This window comes from Polynucleobacter sp. AP-Feld-500C-C5 (assembly GCF_018882265.1).
Lineage (GTDB): Bacteria > Pseudomonadota > Gammaproteobacteria > Burkholderiales > Burkholderiaceae > Polynucleobacter.
Genome location: NZ_JACVOW010000022.1, coordinates 187,487 through 213,855 on the forward strand (window position 1 = coordinate 187,487; position 26,369 = coordinate 213,855).

The following is a 26,369-nucleotide window of genomic DNA, read 5'->3' on the forward strand; positions in this document are numbered from 1 at the left end:
CACATTAGGTGTTAATTCAAACTGAAGAGTTGAGCTGCTTTTTGGTCGCTATCCTCAGCATTCTTCATCAGCTGCATCTGGATATCAAATTGGCGTGCCAGAGAAATCATATTGACCATACCTTGCACAACATTCACGTTGCTACTCTCTAAAGCACCATTCACCACTCTTACAGTGGGATCTGCAGCAATTGGAGATAGATCTTGATTATTAAAGAGGCCATCGCTACCACGTACTAATTTTTTCTCATCGGGATTAGATAACTTCAAGACGTCTATCGGTGTTGAGGGGCCACCGCTAATCGCAGGATCAATACTAGAAATTGTTCCATCCGCACCAATCGAAATATTGACGTTCGGTGGAATCGTAATGGGGCCACCACCACCCAACACATTTCGGCCGCCTGCAGTTTGCAAGATGCCATTTTCGCTAACTTTAAAAGATCCGTTACGAGTTAGACCTTCCGAGCCATCGGGACGTTGGACACTAAACCAGCCTTTACCTTCAATGGCGACATCTAGCGTGCGACCCGTTTGCTGGATTGTGCCTGGCGTGAAATCAGTACCATTGCTGGCATTAATAACAAATGCGCGAGTATCAATCTCACCCCCCAAGACCGGTACCGATAGAAAGGAGTCGATCTGCGCTTTAAAACCAGTTGTAGAAACGTTAGCTAAATTATTAGAGTTGGTAGATTGCTGATCCAAAATATGTTTAGCACCAGTCATTGCGGTGTAAATTACACGATCCATATTTAGTCCTTTTTTCTCGCTGGTCTTAATCTATTAAATAAACTTTACTTGTGTAACTAAGTTCATTAACCATTCATTCCGATGAGGGTCTGATAATTTTGGCTTTCGATCTTAACTACTTGAGCGCTAGCCTGATAAGCTTGCTGGGCTGCTAATAAACCGACCATATCAGTGGTTTGGTTAACGTTTGAGGCCTCTACCGAAGACCCCACAATCGTACCCCTACCTAAAGTATTTGCAGCAGCAATTACTGGGACGCCAGACTTTGCTGTCTCAACCCATGAGTCGTTTCCTAAGGCCTTTAACCCTACATTACTCGGAATGAGTGCCACACCAATTTGACCCAATTCATAGGTACTACCATCCGAATAGGTGCCAATAATGGTGCCCGTTGCATCAATTGCTTTTGTATTGAGGTAAGCAAAATCAGTTCCAAGAGTAGTTGTTTGTACAAAACTATTAGAGCCACTCGTAAAACCCGAACTGAATACGTCAATTGCATTTTCAGGCCCAAAACTTTTATGATTAACCAATACTGCCGAGATATTTGCTAACTGCTCTGTTGTAAGTTTGGCACCCAGATAAGTGCTAGGGGCGCCAGAAGTAGTTTTCAATCCAGAGATCAATCGTGTACTTACAACTCCTGGTCCAGCATAACTCCAGTCAACGGAAGTCGTACCATTCATCACTGCAGTACCGAGACCAGATCCACCAGTGCCAGCTGTTTTAGTCCCGCTCCAAGTTCCATAGATAGATGTAGAACTTGCAGTATTTATTTTGTTATAAAAATCTGCAGCAAGTTGCGCAGCGGTCACATTGCTCGTTGCGGCAAAAGTGAGGCCTCCAGCAGAATAAGTGTCACCTGCACTTAACGCTGAGAAAGTTAATGTTTCAATTTGTGCAGCAGCAGTGGTTACACCATTTGTACCAGCGATTGATATAGTTGAATCTGTAGTACTCGAGCTAGATGCACCAGAAACTGTTTTTACACCAGATATCAACCTTGTAGAGACAACCCCATCTCCGGCATAACTCCAGTTCACAGCATCCGTACCATTCATCACTGCGGTACCAAGACCAGATCCACCAGTACCTGCTGTTTTAGTCCCACTCCAAGTACCATAGCTAGAGGTAGAACTTGCACTATTAATTTTGTTGTAAAAAGCGGTAGCAAGTTGCGAAGCAGTCACATTGCCCGTTGCAGTAAAGGTTAGACCCCCCGCCGCATAAGTATCGCCAGCGCTTAATGCTGAAAAGATAAGTGTTTCAATTTGCGTGGTAGGGCCACTTGTACCAAGCGTACCAGTAGTTAATAAACTTGAACTTGTAGCTGTAGAACCAGCAACAGAAATCGTATCGAAATTTCCTAATTTGCCAGTGAACATTCCACTACTAAGTGCGTAATTAGCAGGCCCGCCATTTGCAACTGAGACTGCAGAGCGAGCTGCGATTGTTTCGGCAGTATCTCCAGCTAAAAGGCCTGAAAAAATGGCTGCAACGCCACCTTGGAGAGCGCCTGCAGTAATGGTAGGTTGGGCGCCAAAACTAGTTGCCGTAAAAAATACAATATCGCCCGAGCCTCCATTAATTTGTGCAGCTGAGTAAACTCCACTACTACTAAAATTACTTGATAATTGACCGGTATAAGTTCCATCAGCAGTTCTAGGACCAGTAGTTGCTCCAGCAGATAAATTAGCAAAAGCACTAGCAATTTGTGTGCTGGTCAAATCTTTATTTGCCTTAAAGGTTAAGCCGGCAACAGTGATTGCATCTCCAGCTGACATTCCATGAGCAAAAGTGACATCATCTGTCTCGCGGGCTGAGGGAGTTCCGATAGTTGAAGGAATAACAGTTGGAGCCATCGCAGTTCCGACAGCTTTACCATCAGTGTTTGTATACACCAATCCCCCAAAGGTAATCGTGCCATAAGGAGACAGTGGCGTGGTAAATGCGGCTACATCGACCTGTCTTGTTTGCACTGATTGAGGATGTATTTGGTAGGTCGATAAATTGATGGGAGTGCTATTGACGTCTAGCACCTGAAAACCTGAGGCATTTACCAAAAGGCCGTCGGTATTTTCTATAAATTGACCATTACGGGTATAAGAAGTTTGGTCTAGGGTTGGATCGTACATCACAAACATACCCTGTCCATTGATGGCGGCATTTAGTGGGGTGCTATTAGACATAATCGCACCCTGTGAAAATGACTGAGTAATATTAGAAGCCAATACTGCTCCGCCAGTTTGCAGACCTGATGCTGAGTTAGCAGAATTCAAATGGCTTGCCAGTACGTTTGTAAAGTCAATGCTAGAGGACTTGTAACCTACAGTTGCAGCATTAGCAATATTTTTGCCGAGTACGCTTAAATTCTCAGAGGCAGCATGTAAACCACTTAGTCCTTCTGTAAATGACATATAAATTCCTTAATTATTAATAATCTAGTTAGCGAATTTGTGCGATATCAGCAAGACTCGTTGTGGTGTTGTTATCCAACATAATTTGTGTAGGCGAAGTACCTGTTGGATTAAGAATGCCGGTAACCCCAGCCACAGTTAAGCCAGGTGGATTGATATTTTTTCCTGCGACATTAGCGGCCAATTGGAATTTATAAGGCCCGTCTGGTAACTGATTGCCATTAATATCTTTTCCATCCCAAACCAAGGGTACTGTGCCTGCTTTTTGTGGGCCCAAGGTCAATACATCCACTGTCTGGCCAGCGCCATTCAAAATATTCACTTTCAAGGAAGTAGCGGATGCATCTAACTGCGCTCCAAATGCTGCTTGACCATTGATCAAGTTCATTGTGTTACCAGGAATCAAGACGCTTCTACCAACTAGATTGGTAGCCTCATAAGCCTGACTGGATTGCATTTGTGTGAGCAATGAGCTCATGGAAGTGTTGAGTTTATTAATGCCATCGACTGTTGAAATTTGCGCCATCTGACTAGTCATCTCAGAACTTTTCATGGGATCAGTAGGATCCTGATACTTCATCTGTGCAACCAACATCTTCATAAATTGATCCTGAATCTGCTTCGCTGAACCTGCGGAGGCATTTAATGCTGCAGTAGCGCTATTGATAGCGCCAGCAGTTCCTGTCGCTCCAGAATTTACAGCTGTGGAATTATTTTGAATCGTAGTCATCATCAAGTCCTAATTAGTTTTGGCCAATAGTTAAAGTTCTTTGCAGCATTGCTTTAGCAGCATTCATCGTTTCAACGTTATTTTGATAGGACCGTGAAGTAGAAATCATATTCACCATTTCCTGAGTTGCGTTTACGTTAGGCATGGCAACATAGCCATCCTTATCTGCCAAGGGATTGGCAGGTTCATGCACCATACGTGGAGGAGCCTGATCTTCAATCACTTGCTTCACCTTCACACCTTGATGACCTGATGTCCCAACCTGGGCCGCTTCAAAAATGACTTGTTTAGCCTTATAAGGTTGACCATTAGCACTCGTTGCGCTATCCACGTTTGCCAAGTTACTCGCAACCGTATTTAAACGCTGTGATTGGGAGCTCATAGCTGAACTAGAGATATTAAAAACGTTAAGCAAGGAAGACATATTGAGGTACCGTTCTATTTACTAAATTGAATTATGAAAATAATTAAACGCTAGGTTTAAGTGCTTCATTCATGTCTTTAATGCTAGCGTTGAGCATTGTGATGTTGGCTTCGTAATGAATAGCGTTATCAACGAATGCGGTTCGCTCAACCTCTCCATCGACCGAGTTGCCGTCAACACTGCTCTGTATCAAGGGGCGATAAAGCAAATCTGCTTCACTAATGCCGCCCTTTGTCCCATTTCCTGGAATATGGTTTTGATGGCTAGTCGCCAAAGGCAGAGCGCCATTTAAGCCACCCGCAGCAGTATTCGCGGTATTGCTCACATTAGCTTCTAGAGCCTTTTTCAAAGAAGAGGCAAAGTCAATATCCCGGGCTTTGAAATTTGGGGTATCCGCATTAGCGATATTGGCAGCTAAAATCTCTTGGCGCTGAGCCCTTACCCGCAAGGCAGTTGCGTTAAAATCAAACAATGCATCTAATTTATTCATTTTTTTCTCCAATTCCCCTAAAGAAATCTTTTTTGCTGCCGTAATAGGTTCTGTATTCCTATAAATTGCATTTTCTCTAATGTAATTTGCCCCTGTCTATCTTGATCTTCCAATAAAAGGGGGAATTGCTTGGCTAATTAAGCTATTGACTAAGCGCAGCAAACCTAAAATCATGCCTTAGACACTTATCCACCCTAGGATTGAGCATGAACAGTTTTCTTAAAGCATTATTTTCAAAGCCAATATGGCATGTAAATCCTTGTTTTTTGCCCTCTCATTGGGGTTTCAAGCTTTTTTATGCGGTTTTAGTTGCTAGCACCCTATTGGTGACACCACAATTGGGGTGGGCGCAAGGTCAACCTCAAATCCAAGATCTTCGCCTTATAAACCAAAAGGTTAAGGAGTTTTTAACTGCTCAAAGTGCTGGCTCGCCTGGCAAGGTAGAAATAATCATTACCCCCATGGAACAGGGGACACGCTTAGATTTTTGTCCCAATCCTGAGGCTTTTTTCCCCCCAAGCAGCGCTGCCTGGGGCAGAACTACCGTGGGCGTGCGCTGTGGCCAGCCAAAACCCTGGACGGTTTACCTCCAAGCGAATGTCAGCATCATCGCTAATTACGTAACGGCTGCCAATCCGCTTGGCCAAGGCCAAACCATCAACCCTAATGACTTACAACTGCAAAAAGGCGATATAACCACTCTGCCAACTGGCATATTTACTGAAATTAACCCTATTATTGGTACTAGCGCCAAAATGTCTTTAGCCGCAGGTACTGTCATCAAAAAAGAGATGCTCAAAATGCCTACTGTGATTCAGCAGGGCCAGAGCGTTAGGGTTAGTAGCAAAGGCACCGGATTTTCAATTACCACTGAGGGTCAAGCCCTCAATGCTGCTGCGGAAGGCGAAATTATCAAGGTCAGAGTTAATAACGGTAGCGTGGTGACTGGAATAGCTAAAAGAGATGGCCAGGTTGAGGTCGGCGGCAAGAATTAACGCCCACTAGTTTTGATAGAAGTAAAAAATGATTAAAGTAAAGCAATAAAAAGCCGTAAAAGAAGATGTTCGGGTAATGTTTTATTTGCCAAATACTATGCACCAAAAACTACTCTAAAGTGAACCCATGAAAATTAACGACCCCTTGAAGACCGCACTTAATACCGTAGTAGAGAAACCTACTACAGGAGAGAGTACCTCAACTTCAACTGTGAGGCCTAGTTCTGGCGCAGTGCCACCTCCTGCCGCTGACGTTACAAAACTCTCCAGTCAACTTCAATCCTTACAAGCAATCGTCGCAAACAGTCCAGTATTTGATGCTAAAAAAGTAGACATTATCCGCAGTGAAATTGAGAGTGGTCGGTTTTCAGTTGACTCTGAAAAAGTTGCTGATGCGATGGTTAAGGATGCGGTCTCCTTACTCAAATCTAAATAGATAAAAAAAGCGTACTCAATTTTCTTACGCTGAAATAAAAAATGCACTGGTAATGCTAATACTCAATATCTATCATGAGCATTGCTAAAACTAACTTTGTCAACTCCATTGCAAGCGCTGTCAAAGATTCTCAAGTTAAGATCAAGACACTTGAATCTCAGCTTGTCTCTGGCAAAAAAGTTCTAACGACTGATCAGCAAGATACTGTAGCCACCCTTTCAAAAACTGCTACATCTTATACAAAGCCTCAGGCTAGTATCACGGCCGCACAAAATACGATCGGTGTTGCACAAACAGCCATTACCTCTATTGTCAAATTGATGAGACAGATGGAACAAATGGCATCAATGGCAACTAGCCCAAGTCTTAATGCGAGTGACAGTAATAATTTTAACTTTCGCTTTCAGAAACTGGTTACAGAAATTGGCAAGTTGGCAACTAGCGCCAAACTCAATGGAACCAATCTGTTAAGCGGCACAGCTGGTATGAATGTCATGGTAGGTAATGACAAAACAGCTGCGTCTCGCTACTTCATCAATAGCGTTAATATCTATGGCATGATGACTACTGGCCTGCTAAGCGGCATCAAATTAGATACCCCACAAAATGCTCAAGAGGCAAATAATTCTCTGCGCAGTGCCATGATGCAAATTACCAATGGTGAGTCCAGTTTAAAGTATGCCTCTAGTGAACTTTCTAAAAAAGCAAATGCGCTCACAGACTTAAGTGGGCAGGCTACTGACTCCATCAAAGCCATACAGAATATAGACCCTATCAAAGTCAAGGATCAGCTGGCCCAATTAAAAAGTAAGCAAAACATTGACTATCAACTCATTAGCCAATTAGATCCTGATGCTTACAAAGCTTTAAAAATAACTAACCTTACATCTGGGCTAAGTTAATCAACTCACTCATAGTGAGTATCACTTGCTTTTATTAAAAATAAAAATACTCGCTTACTCAAGTATTTTAAAATTCCACCGTTAAAGAATATATAGAACGAAAGCTTCTGCGGAAGTTTTCAAATGAGCTAATGTAATAGTTAGCGCCAAGCTCTGTTGATGTAGTCTAAGTACTGCGCACTGATGCTTTTTCGTAAGTTGGTTTGTTCTTATGCATGGTGCATAAGCAAGCCGTTTATCACAGTCATGATGACTGTGTAAATTTAACTAAAGGAAAAGAATCATGCCATTTACTTTCAGTCCACTACAAATTACTCTCGCAAATTCAGTTAAAGATGTTCAAAATGACATCATTGCTACTCAGAATACCTTATCAAGGGGTACAGCAGATTTAAACCCTGGCGAACAAGGTGTTGTGACTCGCTTGTCCTCTCAAGCGGCTGGCTATACAAAAATCAAAGCAAACCTTACTGTTGCCCAAAACATCATCAATGTTGGCCAGACTGCTCTAGGATCGGTTTCTGACATTCTGATCCAAATGAAGGCTTTAGCAACACAATCCCAAAGTGCTGGATTAGTTGATGGTACTGATAGAGTTTCGCTAAACACAAGCTTCCAACAACTCTCAACTCAGGTTAGCGCCCTCATTACCAACGCTAGTTTAAACGGTAGTGCTAATAACTTAGTTTCTGGCTCTAGCGCATTGTCTGTAACAGTAAATCAAGATGGTTTAAGCCCTATGACCCTTACTGCTCAAGGCATCACCGCCAGCATCACTACAGCATCTTTGGCCACTGGTATTGGCACTTCAAGCAATGCTGGTACGATGATTACTAACCTAGATACCCTTATTCAAGCCATATCTACTGCTCAGGCCAACCTCAGCGCCTACACTGTTGGCGTAAGTGCGCAGTTGGCAAATGCTACTGGATTAGAATCAGGCTTAAATGGTGCTGTTGCCTCCATGACGTCTATTGACTCCACTGCGCTGCAAACTAAGCTACAATCACTTAATAACCAACAAAGTATTGATTACTACTTGGTTAGCCAGCTAAATACAGCTTCTGCAGCGATTTTGTCGATATTCCGTTGATTTAAAACGCGTTTTAGCTTTCTAAGCATAAAAAAGCCGGGTAATTCCCGGCTTTTTTATGCAATTGAATTGTTAAAGTTTAACTATTATCCTCTTCATAGAAGTATTTTTTATCTGTTTAGGCCTGGTATTGCACCCTTTCGCAAGCTAATGCCAGGACATTAAAGGATTAAGAGGAAGCAAAATGAACAATACGATAACTGGATTAGCTACCACGCTAGCAGCTGGCGTCAACGACGTTCAACAGAAAATTGTTGAGACACAAGTCCAATTAGCAGCGGGTAAGAGAACCTTAAATCCTGCTGAAAATGGGGTTGTGACAAGGCTCACTGCGCAAGTCCTAGGCTATAAATCGGTCGAGAAAAACATTGTTGATGCGCAAAGCGTCATTGATGTTGGACAGGTTGCCCTCCAATCGATTGCAGATATTATGGTCCAAATGAAAGGACTCGCAGTCCAGTCATCTAGTGTTGGCTTTGCCTCTACTGATCGCGATAGCTTAAATACAACATTTGAAAGTCTAGCTAAACAAATCGGCGATATTGCTGCATCAGCTGGAGTTAACGGCAATAATCTCATTAATACTAGCAATGGCCTCACTGTCACTACAGGTATTGATGGTACTACTGCATCGCAAACTACTGTTCAAGCAGCAAACGTCACTGCCATGGCGACTATCATTAATAATCTCAGAATTAATGGTGGCATGACAGGGACAAATACAACGACCACTACTGGAACATCAACAGCTTATCAAGTTGATACCATTGCCTTGAGCAATACTTCCCCTGCCTCAGAATTAATCGCAGGGGATAGCATTACTATTTCAGGTTTAGTCTATACCTGCCCATCTGGATCAACAGCAGATGCTGCTACAGTCGCTACTGCATTTGCAGCTTTTATTACCAATGGTAACGGAACCCCGGCCGCACGCTTTACAACGACAGACGGAACCTTATTAGCAGATAAAGCTGCTGCATTGCAAGCTGTTTATGCTACTGCTACAGCCTCATCAGGTACACTAACCTTAACCTCTGCATCGTATGGCCCACAATCGCCCCCTTCGCTCTTGGTTGATACTCGCTACACTGCAATTGCAAACTGTCAAATCGCTACTACCTCACTATCCAATCAGGTGGCAAGTGTATCTGCCGCACAATCTTCTTTAAGTGCTGCAACCACCGGACTTAAAGCGCAGCTAGAGACTGCAACTGCTTTGGGTACTGGTGTTCAAAAAACGATTGATAGCATTGCTAACGTAGATGCTACAGAGCTGCAAGCCTTCTTGCAAAATCTCAATACGCAGCAAAGCGTTGACTATTATTTAGTTAGTCAAATGAATCAGGCATCAGCAGCCATTCTGTCGATTTTCCGATAAAGTAAAAAATAATAACTAGACTGCTAGGGAAATAAACAAGATCTTAATTTACGCTGATATGATAAATTAGCGTAAATTAAGGTGTTGAACCATAGCAGAGAACAGAAAGTAGAGTCCAAAATTTTTCAAAAACAAAACGCTATTAATGCTTATGTGTCGGTTGACAACAACCTCACTGGCGCTAGCTTTGAAAAACGCTGGTTTGAATCCGTCATCATGATTCTTAAGCGCATTATGTCTGGGGAATTTAATCCAGTTGAAACTCATAAAAAACTCCTTGAAGTTTCAGAGGGTTTACAGTGGGTTCAAGAAAATCTGAATGAGAAGTTGAACTCTCAGCATCGCACGATGCTCAAAAATATCTACAGTACTAATATTCAAATTCTCAATAGCACCATCCAAACCCAAAAAATGGATTACCTACCTCTCGTCATTACCTCTATAGAGATCATTCTAGAGCCCTACAACAAAGCACCTGCAGTAGCGGACTCTGATAACACGGCAAAACAGCAAAATACTGCTTAGAACTTTGCTGCCCATAGACTGCAAGCAGCATCTGTAAGGCCCATATTTCCGAATCGAAGTACTACTATCTAAAAATTCTTAGTTCTTCAGCTGCAGCAGCGTTCAATTGCCCTACTAGGTAGTAATCAATACTCAGTTGATTGTTATGGACTTGAAGTTGGGCTTGTAATGCAGTGGCATCAACGTTTTGTAGATCATCAATATAAGCAGAGAGGCCACTAGAAAACCCCATCGCCGCAGTGATATTGGCTTTAATTGCCCCACTATAAGCGCTCATTGACGATTGCATGGCGCTGACCTGGTCAATGTAAGTATTGAGATTTGTTATCTTTGTACCTGTCGATACAGATGCACTAGCAGACAAGTCATGCTCGGCCGCCAGCGAAGTGCCTAAGGTAGTAAAGTCATAGCCAGCTATGCTTGAGCTAATGCTTGCACTGAGCGCTGGATAAATAGTGATTCCTGGACTCAGGCCAAGCAAGGTTTGCCCATTTATCAGCGAACTACTAGCGATAGATTTAATTTGCAGTCCAAGAGACTGATAGGTGCTTCCATAAGTAGAGGCATTTGTAGAGTCTGCAACTGCAGAGTTCACCAAATTTAGCATTTGATACAAAATACTTGATATCGAAGCGAGACCCGTTTGGGTAACACCTACTAAATCATTGGCAGTTTTAAGGCCAGTTGTTCTAGTATCCCAGGTTGACATATCAGAAGAGAGGGACAAAATGACGCTAGCATTTGCCGCACTCAAATTCGGATTAATGCCTGTAGCTAACTCAGTTTGAGTTTTTACAATTTTTTCTTGAGCAGAATTGATAGCATTCGAGAGAATGGGCGAAAGTCTTGGAATTAAGGTAGACATGAGAGATTCACCTATGGAAATGACCTAAGGTCATTTAACCATAAATTTAGTGTAAAACTAAACCTCTACATCCTAATTTACGGCAAACTTAAGTAAACCTTTAATAATTCTCAGAAATTTTTTACAGACTAGGCACATAAGAGCTAGCTAAGCCATCATTTTGGGCTCAACTGGATATAGTTACCTCATTTTATCCACTCTTTTATCCACCCCTTTGACTAGCTGAATTTGACTGCTTTATGGAATGCCTTTTTCGCTAGATTTGAAGGCGCCTTATTAGAATGATGGAACAAGCAAGGAAATATCAACGCCCAACTCTTTAGCAAAGCTCTTTAGTGATAATGCGCAGGAGAATTGAATAAAGGCATTAAGTCTGCCCGAATTTTTTGAAAAACATCATCCCATTGTCCATCAATAGTTTGTCTACAAAGTCTCAGACTGGGATACCATGGGGTTAAATTTACATTTAAAAGCCAACGCCAGTTTGGGGTCTTGGTTAATAAGACCCAGCAAGGCTTATTGAGAGCACCAGCTAAATGAACGATGGGATTATCCAAAGAAATGACTAGATCACAGGCGCTAATCAGGGCCGCTAAATCATCAAGGTTCTTTTGATTTTCAAGTTGAGAGCGCGTTATTACCTCAATCAGAGATTGTTTTTGAAGTTCCTGAATTTGTACTTCATCATCACCGTCCTCAAGATTAACAAATTTAACACCCGGCATATTGAGGGCGCTGATAATCTGATTTAGATTTATAGCCGTCTTAGCATCTGACTGACTATTTTCTTGCTTGCAAGAGATGCCGATCAAAAGCTGATCTTTGCTACATAAAGAGTCTTTGATGTTATCTATTTGCTGTTTATTAGCTTCAAGAAACTGAGTCTTTACATTACAAAAATCATCGAGATGATTTCTAAAGAGACCTGCCAAGTTACCGATCGGAAGATGAGCATCGTATCGATCCTCATCAACAAACTGCTCAGTTGAAAAAAAATTTATTTCTGGCATAGAGCGCTTAAATAGAGAAATCAAACTCGGATCTACTTGCACAGTCAGGTCGGATACTGTTTTTTTCATTTCAGGAAGTAGTCCACCAAAAAGAATTTGCTCGCCTATCCCCTGCTCCGCCCAAATCAACACTCGCGAAAAGTTGCCGCCGGAAGTCCAAAAAGGCTTTTTACTAACAAGGGGCCGTGAATTAAAGTCTTTATCTTGCCAGCGCCAATCATATTGATACCAGCCCAATTGGTAGCTACCGCTGAGCAAATGGAGCCTAGCAAGATCAATTTGCGCTTCCACAAATTGTGGATTAATCATGATTGCTTTTTGCAGATCTTCAATCGCCAAATGAGTCAAATGAAGCGCATGATAGGTTTTGCTTCGATCTAGATAAAACTGGGCATTACTGGCAGCTAACTCAATCGCCACCCCAAAATCTTCCAAGGCCTGGTCATTAAGAAAGAGTTCCTGCAATATATTGGCACGGTTTGCAAATAATGTTGCCATCTGTGGTTGAAGGCTGATGGATATATTGGCGTATAACAATGCTTCATTCCAACGTTTTAAGTGGTAGAAAGCTGCGCTCAAATTAGCGTTGGCCTCCCAAGAGTTAGCCCTTAAAGATAGAGCTTGCTTGCAATAATCAATCGCTTTCTGGTAATTCCCCAATTGAATCAGAGCACTAGCAGCACTCACAAAACATTCAGGAACATGGGGATTAATTTCAATCGCCTTTGAAAGTAATTGGATAGATCTAGTAGGCTCCTCGTTACTTAATATTGCACCTAACATATATAAAGCATCAAATTGCTGGGGCTGGTCTTGAAGGATGGCCTCGTAAATCAATTTTGCTTGCTCTAGATTGCCTTGCTCAATATGCTCAAACGCGCTAGCGACTGTTTCATTCATGAATTAAGGCCTCTGCTCGCAAAAGGTTTATCTAAACTTGAGCATAGATTTACTTGCTGCCATACCCTGCTCTAAGATAAATTGATAAGGGGCTGCCATAGTAGGCAACATCAGCATCACAACGAGGAATCCAACGCCAAGCGTAATTGGGAAACCAATACCAAATATATTGAGCTGTGGCGAAGCTTTAGTCAGAATTCCCAAAGCTAAATTAGTGATTAACAAAGTAGCCACGATAGGTAAAGACAATTGCAAAGCAATGCTGAAGAGTTTTGCCCCCCATAACGCAATAGTCATGCCATCAATCATTCTAGGTTCTAGCGTAACTGGGAAGGCATAAAAACTTTCTAAAAGAGCAGAAATCATAATTAAATGGCCGTTCATACTCAGGAACACGAGCAAAGCCAAAATACCCATTAATTCACTAATCACAACTGTTGTTCCAGCAGATTGGGGGTCATAGCTTGTAGCAAAGCCAAAGCCCATAGTCATACCGCTGACCTGCCCTGCCAATTCAATAGCACTAAAAATAATCTGCACCATAAAGCCAATTGCAAATCCAATTAGCATTTGTTCGGTCAAGATCAAGACCCCATTTAAGGAGAGCACGTCAATCAAGGGCATTGCAGGAGCTGCTGGCGATATAACCGCAGCCAATAAAATACCCATCGATACTTTGATGGGAATAGTAATAGCTTTATTACCAAAAAAAGGAGCGATAGCTACAAAACCTAAAATTCGCACTAAAGGAATGAGGATACTCACTACCCAAGTTTGGATTAAATCGCTGTTAAGTATCAGCATCTTTTAAGAAGGCTTCAATTTTTAACTGGCTGTAATGACTCGAATTTGCTATCGAGCTTTAACCGATAAGTAGAGAAAAATTAGTAAACATGCCTCGCATATAAGTAACTAAAACAGATAGCATCCAAGGACCCACAATAATAAGCGTCACAAAAATACTTAATAATTTTGGAATGAAAGAGAGTGTTGCTTCATTAATTTGAGTAGCGGCCTGAAATATTGAAACTACTAAACCTACGATGAGGGCTACCAATAACAAAGGTGCTGCAACCAAGATGGTAGTTTCCATCGCCAGGCGGCCCATATTCATGACTGATTCTGGAGACATAATAGATCCTTAAGAAGCAAAACTGGCCGCTAAAGAGCCCAATAAAAGTTGCCAACCGTCAACCAGTACAAACAACATGAGCTTGAATGGCAAAGAAATAATTGCCGGCGAGACCATCATCATACCCATCGCCATCAACACGCTAGCAACAACCATATCGATAATCAAAAAAGGGATGAAAATACTAAAGCCAATCTGAAACCCAGTTTTAAGCTCACTGGTCATGAAGCTAGGCACCAAAACGCTGAGTGGAATATCTTCAGGCGTTGTAACCTTGCTCCCAGACATATTTAAAAATAAGGCCAAATCTGTTTCACGAGTTTGCTTCAGCATAAATTCTTTGATTGGTATGGAACCTTTATCCAAAGCTTGCTGCATCGTAATCTTATTCTCATTAAGAGGCTGATAAGCCTCTTTGTAAACTCGATCAAACACAGGGCCCATCACAAAGAATGTAAGAAATAAAGCCAAACCTAATAAAATTTGATTTGGTGGAGAGGATTGCGCACCTATTGCCTGACGCAAAAGTGACAACACAATAATGATACGAGTAAAACTTGTCATCATTAACAAAACAGTTGGCAAAAAAGATAGTGATGTGAGCAAAATTAAAGTTTGCAAACTCAAACTATAGTTTTGGCTACCGCCAGGACCTGCTGAACTAGAAAGCACATTTAATGAGGCATTATTAGCAGCAAAACTCGGGATGCAAAGACATGCCAAACCCAAGCCAAGAAAAATACTAAAAATCAGAGTTCTAGTATTAGGTGAAATAGATTGAGAGATTTTTAAAGTAATCATAGCGATCTGTGCCTTAAAGTAACTTACGCAAGATGCGCTTAATATTCTCTTTATTGAACGCACTTTTCTTAACAGAGCTAAGAGCGCTGGTAAATACTTGCTCTTCACGTATCTGATCCTGATCAAACTCAGATCTAAATTCAAAGCGAGGTTCAGCAGAACGCTTTTCTCTAGTAGGACGATTTACTGACGATCCAGGAGCTTCTTCGTAAAACTGAGGCTCATTTTGGGCATTCTCGCCAAAATCTAAATCTGCAATATTGAAATTCGCAAGACTAGTCACCTGACCAGATGCCACTCCAACGACTACCCAATGTCCACCAATTTCAACAACAACTACACGCTCACGTGAACCAACGCTCACGCCGCCAACGATTTTAGCAACTGATTGATTGCCAATTTTGGCATGATTCATTTTTTTCATTACCCACGCCAAAAGGGCAATTAGAGCCAACACCAAAACCAAACCAAGAATTACCCTAAAAGGCCCGCCCTCAGCTTCTGGCACACGGGTAATCTGAGCCATAGCCATCTCCGAAAAGAAAAGACTAATGACTAAAAGGTAGTGGCGTAAATTGAGCATGGGAAAGTAGAAAATATATTAGGCTTATTTGTTGAGTTTGCGAATACGCTCTACAGGGGTAATAATTTCAGTGAGTCGAACGCCAAATTTTTCATTCACCACCACAACCTCACCCTTTGCAATCATGGTGCCGTTTACTAAAATATCCATTAAGTCTCCAGCAGCTGCATCAAGCTCAACAATTGATCCTTGCGCTAATTGCAAAAGGTTTTTAATTGAAATCTTGGTGCGACCTAGCTCTACAGACAACTGGACCGGAATATCGCGAATAAAATCTAAATCCTTTTCTCGCTCAGGGGACTTAGAGCCATCATCGAGCTCGCGAAATACTTCTGATCCAGCGACTTGTATCACCTCTTGCTCTGGGTTGCTAGATTCAATTTCATCTGCCATCATGGGCTCCTTTGGTGTATTCAGATGCATCCGGCCTTAAGAGCTTTTCTACGCGCAGAGCATATTGGTTGTTAAATATTCCGTAACGACATGACAGTACAGGAACATTATTGACTGTCACTGGAATTTCTGAAGAAAAAATTAAGGGAATCGTATCCCCTACCTTTAGGGCAATAATCTCTTCCATGAGTAGATTTTTTTTGCCTAAACTCGCTACTAGCTCTATATCCACAAGCTCTACTTGACTTGTTAGTGAATGGGCCCAAGCATCATCAAGCTCTTGAATAGCGCCTTGCATTTGAGAGGTCAGAAGATCCATGATGGGCTCGAGCATCATGTATGGCAAGCACAGATCAAGGTCGTAGGATTTTTCACCGATACCGATCGTAAATGTTGTCATTGACATTAACTCACTTGACATCGCGATGTTGACAAACGTCAAATTCATTTCTGAGCCAACATGATCACATTCAATCGGATGTATGGGTGCCCAAGCCTCTTGGTAAGAATCAAAGAACAGCTTTAATATACGTTCAACAATTCTTAGTTCTGTGCCAGTAAATTCACGACCTTCAATTGTTACTGGAAAACGGCTACCACCACCAAATAGGTTATCGACTACATAAAGAACAAAATCAGGATCCATCACAATCAAGCCTGTGCCTCGAAGGGGCTTGAACTTCACCATATTGATATTAGTAGGCTGGCTATGTTTAGCTAGGATTTCACTATATTTACAAGTAGTGGTTGGGCTTACCTTAATTTCAGTTAAGGTCCCTAAAAGACTCGAGGTAGTAATTCGAAATAAGCGAATAAACCTTTCATGGATGGTTTCAATCGCAGGCATGCGTCCGCGAACGATGCGCTCTTGAGCTCCTAATTTAAAAGATTGGACCTGTTCATCACGATACTGCTGATCTTTGATGGACTCTTGCTGCTCTTCTGTGACTTCGACGTCCTTTAACAGTTCGTCCAGCTCAGTATCGGTGAGATTGTCATCTGCCATGATTTACTCTGAAATTACTGAATAATGAAAGAAGTGAAATATACGCCAGTGATTTTTTGTTCAGTTTCACTACCGCTAAAGGGTTTTTGTACTTGCTCGGTAATTTCTGTAATGAGTGCATTTTTACCTTCTATAGAGGTAATTTCGGAAGCTTTTTTATTGGTCAGGATGAACAAGATACGATTACGTAGTTCTGGCATGCGACCCTTTAAGGCAACTGCAGCTTCTTCGGAAGATACTTGTAAATTAATCATTGTCTGCAGATACTGCTGAGGCTCAGTAGCTTCAGGGCGTAAATTGACAGTAAAGATTTCTAATGGCACAAATATCTGAACTTCAGGCACCTTTGGCTTTGAGACTTCACTCGATTTATCGCCAGCCTTAACTACCAAAAAATAGTAAGCTGCTCCGCCAGCCAATCCCAACACTAAAAGTGCTCCCAAAATGATGAAGAGCATCTTGTTGGATTTAGGTTTGACCGGCTTGTCTTCTGAAGGTGCAATCGCCATTTAGGGCTCCATATTGAAATTATGGACAATTATGGAGCCTAATGATGACTACGGAAACTCAGAAAAGAGGGGGAAAAACCCCCTAAACAAGGGTTTAGATTAATACTGCCGCAGCCTAAAACAAGGGTTTAGATAGCAACGGAGGTCTTTACTAAAATGCTTGAGATATTAGGCTTTAGCAAGAAAGCTAGCGCCCGGGGAAGAAATGAGTTGATTATGCTGGTAAACCTGATGGGCCATCATTCGCTGACCAGAATCGCCACTTACTGCCGCCAAGGCTGAACCCATCTCAGGAGCAGTATTCGATAATGTAGAGCTCATAAAGCCATGCAAAAGTGAGCCTGCAGCAGCTTCGCCCAATTTTGATATCCCCAAGGATGCTCCAGGAATAGCCAAAGAGCTCGCTGCAGAGGCTACAGTTAAGCCACCAGAAATAGCTTTACCCAAAAAACTACTCAAATCACCCAAAAAGCTTGACTGAGAAGCCTCAACGGAGGATTTTTTTTCGTCCGTAACTTTGCTCAAACGACCACTGGAGTCGCTTGCGAGTTGTACTGAGGAGAGAGATTGGGATAAGCTACTAATACTCATGGATTGATTTTATAAGCCAAAAAGGATTTCAATTAGAAAAATAAGAGGGGGTTTTGCCCTCAATTCTCATAAATAGGCTCATGAATTGTCCTGCCACTGGATTGGAGAGCCAACATGTTCATATTGTTCGGTTGCAGAGTTATAAAAAGTCATAGCCCAACTAGAGTACTCGCGGGCACTAATATCGCCCTCCTGAATAACACTAACCAAGGTATGCCGAGGATCAACATTGATTTTGCTAAAGAGCTCTTTCACGGCAGCCTCCTCCCCCTCCAAGACTTCCATAAAATTTCCATCCTTAAATACCAACATTCCAGTAATACCAATTTTGGTATTCTGGCTACTCATGACAAAGGCTAAATCCAAGAACTTTTCCCGGGTAAAGGTCTCTGTAGAAGAGCTGACGTAGATGAGTTGATACATGTCTAAATAGGAATGGACTTAAACAAAAACATTTACTGTTCCGTCAGCAAGAAAAATTCGAGCTTCCTGACATTGATTACTTATAGCCTGAGCAAGCTCAACTTGATGTTCTGGCAGCAAGGTTGCCAAGACCTCCTCTTGACTTTGCTTAAAACTCTTACCAGATTGAATATCTGCCTGGCCCAGATTAAGCCCAGACTTCTTCATGGAAGCACGAAGAGTTTCCACTCCATCCTGCAATGCTTGACGAACCTCTTCATTATTAGAAATAAAGGTTGAATTTACTAAATGGTCTTGCACAGCAATAATAATTTTTAAGGGGCCAAGATTCTCAGGATTGAGGTTTAAAACTGCACAGTGCATATTAGCACCAATCATAAATACTAACTTTTGGCTGATTTCCTCATTCCATTGAAGTGAGCCAAAAGAGGCATGAATTTGCCCCTGGAAGGAATTCGTGCGCAGTTGAGTAGAGTCCGAGTCAGCATCCGGGTGACTCCCGCCATCCTGACCTCTTTGCCCTTGACTCCGATGCTCTACCCCACCTACTCCTACTGAAGTAATTGCCTCTGAATCATGATTAGCAGGCGTCTTAGCATGGTTTGCTTCCTTGTCTGAATCACCCAAAAGTCCCATTTTTCCAAATACCCTCATAGCATTTGGCAAGCGAGTATGGGAAATTGAAAACTCAGCTTTAGCATCTGATGTTGAACTATTCAATAAAGCGTCATTAGAAAATAAGCGCATATTCTTTGCTTGAGCTTGCATTTCAGCCAGCTTAGTAAAAGCAAGCTCAGTATTCGAGCCAGCGTGTGGATTTTGGATGTTAACTGATACTTGGGCTCTGCTAGCAAGGTTTGATCCACTGAGACTAACCCACTCACTCGAGTGATGAGTTTGACCTGAATGATTTGCAGCATGACTATTGGCCTTTGCTTCTGTCTTACTAGCATGCTCAAATTTAGGTGAAAGAAGTTGGGCAGTATCTACAGTATTTTTAGCATCCTGTACCTGAAAGACCTTGACCTGATTAGAAAGCATTTGACCAAATATGGGCGCGCTGGCGGCCCCAGAAGATTGACTCGAAGAAGTCACTGGCTCCTGACTAGAATTCATATTGAGCAAGGATTGGGCTTGGGCTTTCACATCAATATTCATCTTGATTATTCCTATCAGGAATTTACCATTAAGAACCGGCGTTGATTGCTACTAAATTCATCCATTAACTTTTGCTCACGCCTATTAGTCATTTTTTGAATCTGCTGCAAATTTCTTTCGATAATGACTTCGTAGGATCTTTTTTTGGTCTGGCAAGCTTGCCAGTGTTTGCTATGTTGCTTAGCAATTTCAATATATTGATGAATCGCACCATCTTGACTCACAATTGCCTTGTCGATACTCTTTAAGAACAACTCGTAATTTTTTAAATCTGTTGCTGTAATTCCTTCTGAAGCAATTGATTTACGTTGTGCAATATATTCTTCCCGAAATGCCTGTAATCGTTTTTGCTGCTCTCGAGCATCTGCAATATCCTGATTTACCTTTGCCAAGGACTCGGCAGCTCTATCAAGGTTGCGCTTAGCAATCCCTAAAAGCGTATTCATGACATTAAGAGAATTAGCCATTATGCTTTATTACCAGAAATTAGCTGACTTAATTGGCCAATACTTGATTGGGCATTCACTTGCTCGGCAAAGTCTTGTTGCAAGAATGCTTCAATCAAATGTCGCTTATTAATTGCCTCATCTAATACAGTATCAGAACCCGTCACATAGGCGCCCACATTAATGAGATCTTGATTACGAGTATATCTAGAGCTCAACTGCTTTAACTTTCGTGCAGCTTGTTGATGCTCTGGACTAACGATGCTATTCATGACACGACTAATAGACTGCTCAATATCAATTGCGGGATAGTGACCTGCCTCTGCAAGCGTACGGTCAAGCACAATATGACCATCCAAAATAGCTCTAGCGGCATCCGCTATTGGATCTTGCTGATCGTCGCCCTCAGTTAATACAGTATAAAAAGCAGTGATGGAGCCACCACCAAGGTCACTATTGCCAGCGCGCTCAACCAATTTAGGTAACTTTGCAAATACAGAAGGTGGATAACCTTTTGTAGCGGGAGGCTCACCTAAGGCAAGGGCAATTTCTCGTTGCGCCATCGCAAATCGTGTTAAAGAATCCATGATCAGCAAAACATGCTTCCCTTGATTGCGAAAGTGTTCTGCAATGGTTGCCGAATAGTTAGCACCTTGTAAACGCATCAAAGGCGAAGCATCAGCCGGAGCAGCGACAATAACTGAGCGGGCTAAACCAACTGGGCCAAGGATGTTTTCAATAAACTCTTTCACTTCTCGACCACGCTCACCGATTAGTCCAACAACAATCACATCTGCATCTGTATAACGTGCCATCATTCCCAAAAGAACGCTTTTACCAACACCAGAACCAGCAAACAAGCCCATGCGCTGACCACGTCCTACGGTCAATAATCCATTAATAGCCTTTACACCAACATCCAAAATCGTATCAATTGGAGCGCGCTTTAATGGATTAATGGGTGCAGACTGCAAAGGAGAAAAGTGCTCGGCCTGAAGGGGACCCAGATCATCTAAAGGCAGTCCACTAGCATCTAGGACACGACCTAGAAGATGTTCACCAACTGGAAGCTGGGTAACTCTACCGGTATTTTTAGTCAAGGAGGAAGATTTAAGCTCAAAGGGCTGGTGAAACTCAGAATGTCGAACTGGCATTGATTTAAGAATCACTTTTGCCTCGGGGGCAATACCATCAATATCACTTTGGGGCATTAAAAATAAACGCCCATGATCAAAACCGACTACTTCCGCTTCAACCTGCTGACCATCAGCCATGGGTATTAGACAAATACTGCCAATCGGTAAATAAATTCCACCTGCTTCAACCACTAAGCCAGTGACTTTATTTACACGCCCAGCTACTTCAAGATTATCTAGCGTCGACAATACTCCTGAGCAATTGCGCAAGTAGTTATCAAGATAGCCATCTAAATTGATTAAAGGTGAATTGATATCAACTAGGTCAGCTTGTGAAGTGGCACTCATACCCCCTCCTCCAACCATGTATTGTTTTGACCGAGCGCGTCACATAGCAGGCGCCAACGATTGGCATTAGTTGCATCTATAGTATTGCCAGATGTTTCAATTACGCAGCCGCCGCGCTCGATTTGAATATCCTCTTGAATGCTCCAATCGTGTAACTCAGACTGTAAATATTGCCGAACAATTTGAGCATCATCTGGATGCAAGCTTAAAGATATTGGGTCTTGGGCATCAATCAGACTATTGGTGGCATGCTGCAATATAGGCAATACAGTAGCTTGATTGACCTTGAGTTGCTCTTTTAGCATGGCCTTTGCAATGTCTAAAGCAAGCGCCAGGACATCATGACACAATGTCTTACTTTTATCCTTAGCGCTGGCACTAAATCCATTCATTAAGTGAGTTAAGGCTACCTGCTCTACTGCTAACTTTTCATTAGCCAACTTCATGCCTGCTTCATGACCGCTCTTCATACCGCGATCAAAGCCATCTAAATAGGCCTTATCTAAAATGCCTTTGATCTTCTCCGGGGAAAAGCTAATGGATTGAGCACTACTAGGCTCACGCTGAACTGGCTTCTTGGGAGGGTGTAAATCAGTAAAAAAGGATTCGCCAAGTGTTTTTGGCCAAGCACGAGAAGGCTCAGGATTAGACATAATCTTCGCCTCCACCCTTACCAGGCAACATTACAGAACCATCCTCTATCAGTCCTCTTACAACCACCAGAATTTCTTTTTGCTGCGCTTCGACCTCAGAGAGTTTTACAGGGCCTCTATTTTCTAAATCCTCGCGCATCATATCTGCGGCACGGGTAGACATATTTTTGAGAATCTTTTCACGCAGTTCAGCGTTAGCGCCCTTGAGAGCAACAATCAAAGCATCAGATTGAACATCGCGCAAGATCGTCTGAATTCCACGATCATCAATTCCAATGATGTCATCAAAGGTAAACATTTCATCATTAATTTTCTCTGCGATATCAATGTCATATTCTTTAATACGATCCATCAATACTTGTTGTGGAGCTTGACCGATATAGTTCATGATTTCTGCAGCAGCCCTGATACCACCAATCTGCTTTTTCGCAGAGGTTTGTGCCCCGCTCAATAATCTCGCAAGAACCACATTGAGCTCTTTTAGTGCCTGTGGCTTAATTTCCTCAAGCGTAGCGATTCGTAACATCGTATCTTTACGAAGATCTTCATTAAATAAAGAGAGTATCTGTGAAGATTGTTCAGGCTCTAGATGGACTAAGATAGTCGCAATAATTTGAGGATGCTCATAACGAATTAAATCCGCAACTGCTGAAGCGTCCATCCACTTTAAGTTTTCAATACCTTCAGAGTCTTGATTTTCTAGGATGCGCTCAAATAATCCTGCAGCAGTTTCTTGACCTAGAGCCTGTGTCAACACATTGCGCGTAAAGGAGTCTGTATCAATATTAAGTGACGCCCCTTCACCAGCGAAGCTAAAGAAATCCCGCAATGTTTCAGCAACGGCAGACTGATCTACTTTTCGCAGGGTAGTCATTACCGTACTAAGCTTTTGCACGTCTCGAGGTGAAACATGCTTCATTACCATTGAAGCTCCCTCTTCACCAAGAGCTAGCATCAGGATGGCAGCTTTAAGGATGCTATTTTCTTGAGCCATTAACTATTTCCAACCCAAGTACCCACAACATCTGCGATCACCTTAGGATTTTCCTTGGCCAGCGCCTGAACATTTTTCAGATCCCTTTGATAAGGTGATAATTTTGGCAAAGGTCTACCATTTTCATCGAGTTCTTCAGTATTTTCTGGTACCGGATCAGGAGCCAATAGGTTCGCTAACATTGGTTTCACAGCCTTACGATAGATCAGGAAGAGCACAATCACTCCAAATAAAATTTGGCCAATATTTTTAGCTAATTCAATATTAGCTGGATCTTTCCAGATAGGCAATTCAGGCAGATCATCTTCTTTTAGTGCTGAAAATGGAGTGTTCACCACTGTCAAGCTATCTCCCCTAGACTCATTAAAACCCATTGCCTGTTTAGCCAAATCGATAATTTGCTGTTTCTCGGCATCATTCAGAGGGCGCATAATCGCCTTACCCTCAGCATCTACATCCGGCTTATTGTTCACGACCACGGCAACAGATAAACGCTTGATACCACCCATCGATTTTTGGGTAAAGGAAATAGTTTTATCTACTTCATAGTTAGTTGTCGTATTTCTTTGGCTATTCATTGCAACTTGTGCAGGTGGAGTGGCCGAAGCACCGGCAGCTGCTCCACCAGGCGGGTTATTGCCAGTAGTATTAAGAGGAGCAGTGCCATTGGCAGGCGGCTGATTACTGAGAGCCCCCGGTACGCCACCAGTTGTTGAACCCGCAGGGACGATAGATTCATTGCTTTGCAAGCTCCGAACGACTGCTACCTCAGGCTTTTGATTAGGCTTATAGATTTCATTTGCCTCTTCAGTATTTGAAAAATCAATTTCTACGTTAGTTTCAGCGCGCACATTTTTATCACCTAACATAGGAGAAATAATAGACTGCACTCGTTTCGTAACATTTTTTTGAATCTCCTCAACATACTTGAGTTGATTGGCATCCAAAGTTTTAGCTCCGCCCTTGCTAGCATCAGAGAGTAAATTACCATTTTGGTCGACTACGTCAACATTCGAGATGCCCAGATTAGGGACGCTACTAGCAATTAAATGCACAATAGCGCTCACTTGATGTTGACCTAGAGTTCTACCCTGTAGGAGCTTAATCAAAACAGAAGCTGTTGGTTTTTGGGCATCACGTACAAATACCGATGATTTTGGAATCGCTAGATGTACCCGAGCACTTTCAACTCCGGAGATCGACTGAATACTGCGCTCAAGCTCGCCTTCTAAGCCACGCTGGAAGTTGACCTGCTCAACGAATTGAGAAACACCAAATTTTTGATTCTCGAGTAACTCAAAGCCAACATTGCCAGCTTTTGGCAAGCCCATGGCAGCCAGTTTGAGGCGAGTTTGATAGACGAGGTCTGAAGGAACTAAAATAGAACCACCGCCATCTGCCAGCTTAAATGGAATATTTTGTTGCTCTAAAACAGCCACAATTGCTCCACCATCTTTATCATTAAAGTTTGAAAAGACAACTTTATATTTAGGACTTTGACTCCAAATCCAAAATACGACCATAACTGCTATGGCCATAGCAATTCCTGCAGACAAGAACAATTGCTTACTTTTGCCCTGCAAATTGAGTCGTTCTAATATAGCTTCCATCACTTGCTCCTTGGCAAATTAGTGGAATAGAAAAAGGGATTGAGTACCGCCGTCGATGCTGGTAAAATCATTTTTTTTAGCATAATCTGCACAAAAGCCCTAAAGAAAAGTAGTAGTTAGACGTAATTATGATCAGGGCAGAGTTATTTCAATTCAAGGAATAAGGCCTTTTTTTCCTTCTTATTAGCAAAACTGCTGGCATGCATTACTGATACATTAGCTTCATTACAAATGTAAAGGTAAGGAGTTCCATCATGAGTGTCGGCGCTATTGATTCAGGGCGTATTCAGGCAATGTTGGCCCAACTTAGGGCTGCCTCAGCTGCCGCCCCAAGCCTTGCAAGCCCTTTAAATAGCTTGGATAGCATCAAAGGCATTACTGACGGTAGTGGAACCAAATCTGGTCCCTCCATCGACTTTGCCGCTGCCCTTAAATCCTCCTTAGATCAGGTCAACGACACCCATACTAAAGCTGTTGAATTAGGCAAGAATTTTTCCCTAGGGGACGACAGCGTGCACTTATCCGATGTCATGATTGCTACCCAAAAAGCCAGTTTATCCTTTCAGGCTACCGTCCAAGTCAGAAATAAGCTGGTATCTGCATATCACGACATTATGAATATGCAGGTTTAAGTTAGAGCACATGGGGTAATCAAATTAGACTACTACCAAATCTCTAAACCACACCCTCTATTGAGGCCTCGATAAAAAATAGTGGCCTAGTTTAGAAGCCCTGAGTCGATTCGCAAGCACCGCTTTCAGCCAAATTTTTTTGTTATACCTAACCTTGGGGTATTCAAATGGAAGCATCAATCCCATTTTGAATAAGCTGAACCATGAATACAACCACCTTGCATTCCTAGGAATGGCGTCACAGCGAATAGAAATGCGATCAGTTTTGGCATCCTCCGTTCTATGAATAACATCCGCCCTCATAATTAGCAAATCACCAACGGATAATTGCGGCACAACTTTATGCTGCTCTATGTCAATATCAAGCTTCCAGCCGGGCGAAGGATAAAAATCATCAATTGCATACCACTGCCCTACCTCAACTAGCTCATTAGGAAAGCGCATCTGAAACCAAGCCATAGTATCTGACTCAACACATCTGAAACGCAAGGCCCCACGATGCTGCACTCGCATAAATGTGCAGGAATCTAACTTCTTGAGAATGTCATAGGGAATGATCGCTAAGTTACAAGAATGAATATCAGGTTTTTGAACTGGCAAATAACAAATTAAATAATTGGTATGGTCGCCACCTAAGTAATAACTAAAGTGATCTAGATGCCAATTGAGTACTCCGCCAGGCGCAATTTTGGGATCGAGATGGTAATGAAAAGGTAATCTGAGGGCAGGTTCGCCTTGAGACCGATTGAGCCGAATCGCACTATAGATATAAATGTCTGCATCAATCTCTATGCCAATATTCTGAGCTAGGCCTGGTATTAAGTTAGCAATCTTTGATTGAATCTTGCCCATAAAATTGGTGGGGATACTCCCAACCACACCATCTTTAAATTTGGGGGCACCCTCTAACCAGACTGACATATCGGATGAAATATCGTCTTCATCAAGAAAATTACTTAAAACAACAAAACCTTTTTCTTGAAGTTGCTTGGCTATAATTGAGGTTTTACTCATAGCAACAAATCTTCGTTTGAAGA

At 42.2% G+C, this 26,369-nt stretch carries 30 protein-coding genes; 7 read left to right on the forward strand and 23 right to left on the reverse strand.

What is annotated here, in order from left to right:
• Positions 1–11: 11 nt before the first annotated feature.
• The 5 genes from flgF to flgB form a co-directional block, all read right to left on the reverse strand.
• Complete coding sequence (flgF, locus tag ICN21_RS07360; protein ID WP_216177908.1) at positions 12–752, reverse strand: flagellar basal-body rod protein FlgF; 741 nt, start codon at positions 750–752, stop codon at positions 12–14.
• Between the two features lie 65 nt (positions 753–817).
• On the reverse strand, positions 818–3,169 hold the full coding sequence (locus ICN21_RS07365) for a flagellar hook-basal body complex protein (protein ID WP_216177909.1): 2,352 nt from the start codon (positions 3,167–3,169) through the stop codon (positions 818–820).
• 28 nt (positions 3,170–3,197) lie between these two features.
• Entirely contained in the window at positions 3,198–3,899 is a 702-nt protein-coding gene (locus ICN21_RS07370; RefSeq protein ID WP_216177910.1) for a flagellar hook assembly protein FlgD, read from the reverse strand.
• Between the two features lie 13 nt (positions 3,900–3,912).
• Positions 3,913–4,323, reverse strand: a complete 411-nt coding sequence (gene flgC / locus ICN21_RS07375) for a flagellar basal body rod protein FlgC (protein WP_216177911.1) — start codon at positions 4,321–4,323, stop codon at positions 3,913–3,915.
• Positions 4,324–4,366: 43 nt separating this feature from the next.
• A complete protein-coding gene (flgB, locus tag ICN21_RS07380; protein ID WP_216177913.1) occupies positions 4,367–4,813 on the reverse strand; it encodes a flagellar basal body rod protein FlgB in 447 nt (148 codons plus the stop codon).
• A gap of 206 nt (positions 4,814–5,019) precedes the next feature.
• On the opposite strand from flgB, the gene flgA reads away from it, so the two are divergent.
• The 6 genes from flgA to ICN21_RS07410 all read left to right on the forward strand — a co-directional run bounded on the left by flgA (position 5,020) and on the right by ICN21_RS07410 (position 10,142).
• Positions 5,020–5,808 (forward strand): flagellar basal body P-ring formation chaperone FlgA, encoded by a 789-nt coding sequence (gene flgA / locus ICN21_RS07385; protein ID WP_216177915.1) that lies wholly within the window; start codon positions 5,020–5,022, stop codon positions 5,806–5,808.
• Positions 5,809–5,935: 127 nt separating this feature from the next.
• A complete protein-coding gene (gene flgM, locus ICN21_RS07390; RefSeq protein WP_216177917.1) occupies positions 5,936–6,244 on the forward strand; it encodes a flagellar biosynthesis anti-sigma factor FlgM in 309 nt (102 codons plus the stop codon).
• 74 nt (positions 6,245–6,318) lie between these two features.
• Complete coding sequence (locus tag ICN21_RS07395) at positions 6,319–7,146, forward strand: hypothetical protein (protein ID WP_216177919.1); 828 nt, start codon at positions 6,319–6,321, stop codon at positions 7,144–7,146.
• Positions 7,147–7,429: 283 nt separating this feature from the next.
• The gene (locus ICN21_RS07400; RefSeq protein WP_216177922.1) at positions 7,430–8,239 is read left to right on the forward strand and encodes a flagellin; all 810 of its coding nucleotides are present in this window, start codon (positions 7,430–7,432) and stop codon (positions 8,237–8,239) included.
• Between the two features lie 184 nt (positions 8,240–8,423).
• Positions 8,424–9,617: a flagellin gene (locus ICN21_RS07405; RefSeq protein ID WP_216177923.1), complete on the forward strand. Its 1,194-nt coding sequence runs from the start codon at positions 8,424–8,426 to the stop codon at positions 9,615–9,617.
• Positions 9,618–9,701: 84 nt separating this feature from the next.
• Positions 9,702–10,142, forward strand: a complete 441-nt coding sequence (locus tag ICN21_RS07410) for a hypothetical protein (RefSeq protein ID WP_216177925.1) — start codon at positions 9,702–9,704, stop codon at positions 10,140–10,142.
• Positions 10,143–10,206: 64 nt separating this feature from the next.
• On the opposite strand, the gene ICN21_RS07415 is transcribed toward ICN21_RS07410, so the two are convergent.
• The 17 genes from ICN21_RS07415 to fliF all read right to left on the reverse strand — a co-directional run bounded on the left by ICN21_RS07415 (position 10,207) and on the right by fliF (position 24,700).
• Complete coding sequence (locus ICN21_RS07415) at positions 10,207–11,007, reverse strand: hypothetical protein (RefSeq protein ID WP_216177927.1); 801 nt, start codon at positions 11,005–11,007, stop codon at positions 10,207–10,209.
• Positions 11,008–11,339: 332 nt separating this feature from the next.
• Positions 11,340–12,917 carry a tetratricopeptide repeat protein gene (locus tag ICN21_RS07420; protein ID WP_216177930.1) on the reverse strand — a complete coding sequence of 526 codons (1,578 nt, stop codon included), beginning with the start codon at positions 12,915–12,917 and terminating at the stop codon, positions 11,340–11,342.
• Positions 12,918–12,944: 27 nt separating this feature from the next.
• Positions 12,945–13,721 carry a flagellar biosynthetic protein FliR gene (gene fliR, locus ICN21_RS07425; RefSeq protein WP_216177932.1) on the reverse strand — a complete coding sequence of 259 codons (777 nt, stop codon included), beginning with the start codon at positions 13,719–13,721 and terminating at the stop codon, positions 12,945–12,947.
• A 58-nt stretch (positions 13,722–13,779) separates the two neighbouring features.
• Positions 13,780–14,049, reverse strand: a complete 270-nt coding sequence (gene fliQ / locus ICN21_RS07430) for a flagellar biosynthesis protein FliQ (protein ID WP_216177934.1) — start codon at positions 14,047–14,049, stop codon at positions 13,780–13,782.
• A 9-nt stretch (positions 14,050–14,058) separates the two neighbouring features.
• Entirely contained in the window at positions 14,059–14,850 is a 792-nt protein-coding gene (gene fliP / locus ICN21_RS07435) for a flagellar type III secretion system pore protein FliP (RefSeq protein WP_216177935.1), read from the reverse strand.
• A 13-nt stretch (positions 14,851–14,863) separates the two neighbouring features.
• Positions 14,864–15,376 (reverse strand): flagellar biosynthetic protein FliO, encoded by a 513-nt coding sequence (fliO, locus tag ICN21_RS07440; RefSeq protein ID WP_255534246.1) that lies wholly within the window; start codon positions 15,374–15,376, stop codon positions 14,864–14,866.
• 81 nt (positions 15,377–15,457) lie between these two features.
• Positions 15,458–15,826: a flagellar motor switch protein FliN gene (gene fliN / locus ICN21_RS07445; RefSeq protein ID WP_255534247.1), complete on the reverse strand. Its 369-nt coding sequence runs from the start codon at positions 15,824–15,826 to the stop codon at positions 15,458–15,460.
• The gene (gene fliM, locus ICN21_RS07450) at positions 15,816–16,832 is read right to left on the reverse strand and encodes a flagellar motor switch protein FliM (protein WP_216177941.1); all 1,017 of its coding nucleotides are present in this window, start codon (positions 16,830–16,832) and stop codon (positions 15,816–15,818) included. Before fliM ends, fliN begins: the two co-directional genes overlap by 11 nt.
• Positions 16,833–16,846: 14 nt before the next feature.
• A complete protein-coding gene (fliL, locus tag ICN21_RS07455; RefSeq protein ID WP_216177943.1) occupies positions 16,847–17,341 on the reverse strand; it encodes a flagellar basal body-associated protein FliL in 495 nt (164 codons plus the stop codon).
• A 168-nt stretch (positions 17,342–17,509) separates the two neighbouring features.
• Entirely contained in the window at positions 17,510–17,932 is a 423-nt protein-coding gene (locus ICN21_RS07460; protein ID WP_216177945.1) for a hypothetical protein, read from the reverse strand.
• Positions 17,933–18,010: 78 nt separating this feature from the next.
• Positions 18,011–18,355, reverse strand: coding sequence for a BLUF domain-containing protein (locus ICN21_RS07465; RefSeq protein ID WP_216177946.1), 345 nt, complete (start codon positions 18,353–18,355; stop codon positions 18,011–18,013).
• 18 nt (positions 18,356–18,373) lie between these two features.
• Positions 18,374–19,513: a flagellar hook-length control protein FliK gene (locus tag ICN21_RS07470; RefSeq protein ID WP_216177948.1), complete on the reverse strand. Its 1,140-nt coding sequence runs from the start codon at positions 19,511–19,513 to the stop codon at positions 18,374–18,376.
• 14 nt (positions 19,514–19,527) lie between these two features.
• Positions 19,528–19,980: a flagellar export protein FliJ gene (gene fliJ / locus ICN21_RS07475; protein WP_216177950.1), complete on the reverse strand. Its 453-nt coding sequence runs from the start codon at positions 19,978–19,980 to the stop codon at positions 19,528–19,530.
• Positions 19,980–21,443: a flagellar protein export ATPase FliI gene (fliI, locus tag ICN21_RS07480; RefSeq protein WP_216177952.1), complete on the reverse strand. Its 1,464-nt coding sequence runs from the start codon at positions 21,441–21,443 to the stop codon at positions 19,980–19,982. Before fliI ends, fliJ begins: the two co-directional genes overlap by 1 nt.
• A complete protein-coding gene (locus ICN21_RS07485) occupies positions 21,440–22,096 on the reverse strand; it encodes a FliH/SctL family protein (protein ID WP_216177953.1) in 657 nt (218 codons plus the stop codon). The genes fliI and ICN21_RS07485 overlap by 4 nt, the downstream gene beginning before the upstream one ends.
• Positions 22,089–23,090, reverse strand: a complete 1,002-nt coding sequence (fliG, locus tag ICN21_RS07490) for a flagellar motor switch protein FliG (RefSeq protein WP_216177954.1) — start codon at positions 23,088–23,090, stop codon at positions 22,089–22,091. Before fliG ends, ICN21_RS07485 begins: the two co-directional genes overlap by 8 nt.
• Positions 23,090–24,700: a flagellar basal-body MS-ring/collar protein FliF gene (gene fliF, locus ICN21_RS07495; RefSeq protein WP_216177955.1), complete on the reverse strand. Its 1,611-nt coding sequence runs from the start codon at positions 24,698–24,700 to the stop codon at positions 23,090–23,092. The genes fliG and fliF overlap by 1 nt, the downstream gene beginning before the upstream one ends.
• Before the next feature lie 254 nt (positions 24,701–24,954).
• Here fliF and fliE point away from each other — a divergent pair, with 254 nt between their 5' ends.
• Positions 24,955–25,332 (forward strand): flagellar hook-basal body complex protein FliE, encoded by a 378-nt coding sequence (fliE, locus tag ICN21_RS07500; protein ID WP_216177956.1) that lies wholly within the window; start codon positions 24,955–24,957, stop codon positions 25,330–25,332.
• Between the two features lie 57 nt (positions 25,333–25,389).
• Here the strand turns inward: fliE and ICN21_RS07505 are convergent, their stop codons facing one another.
• Positions 25,390–26,346, reverse strand: coding sequence for a hypothetical protein (locus tag ICN21_RS07505; protein WP_216177957.1), 957 nt, complete (start codon positions 26,344–26,346; stop codon positions 25,390–25,392).
• Between the last annotated feature and the right edge of the window lie 23 nt (positions 26,347–26,369).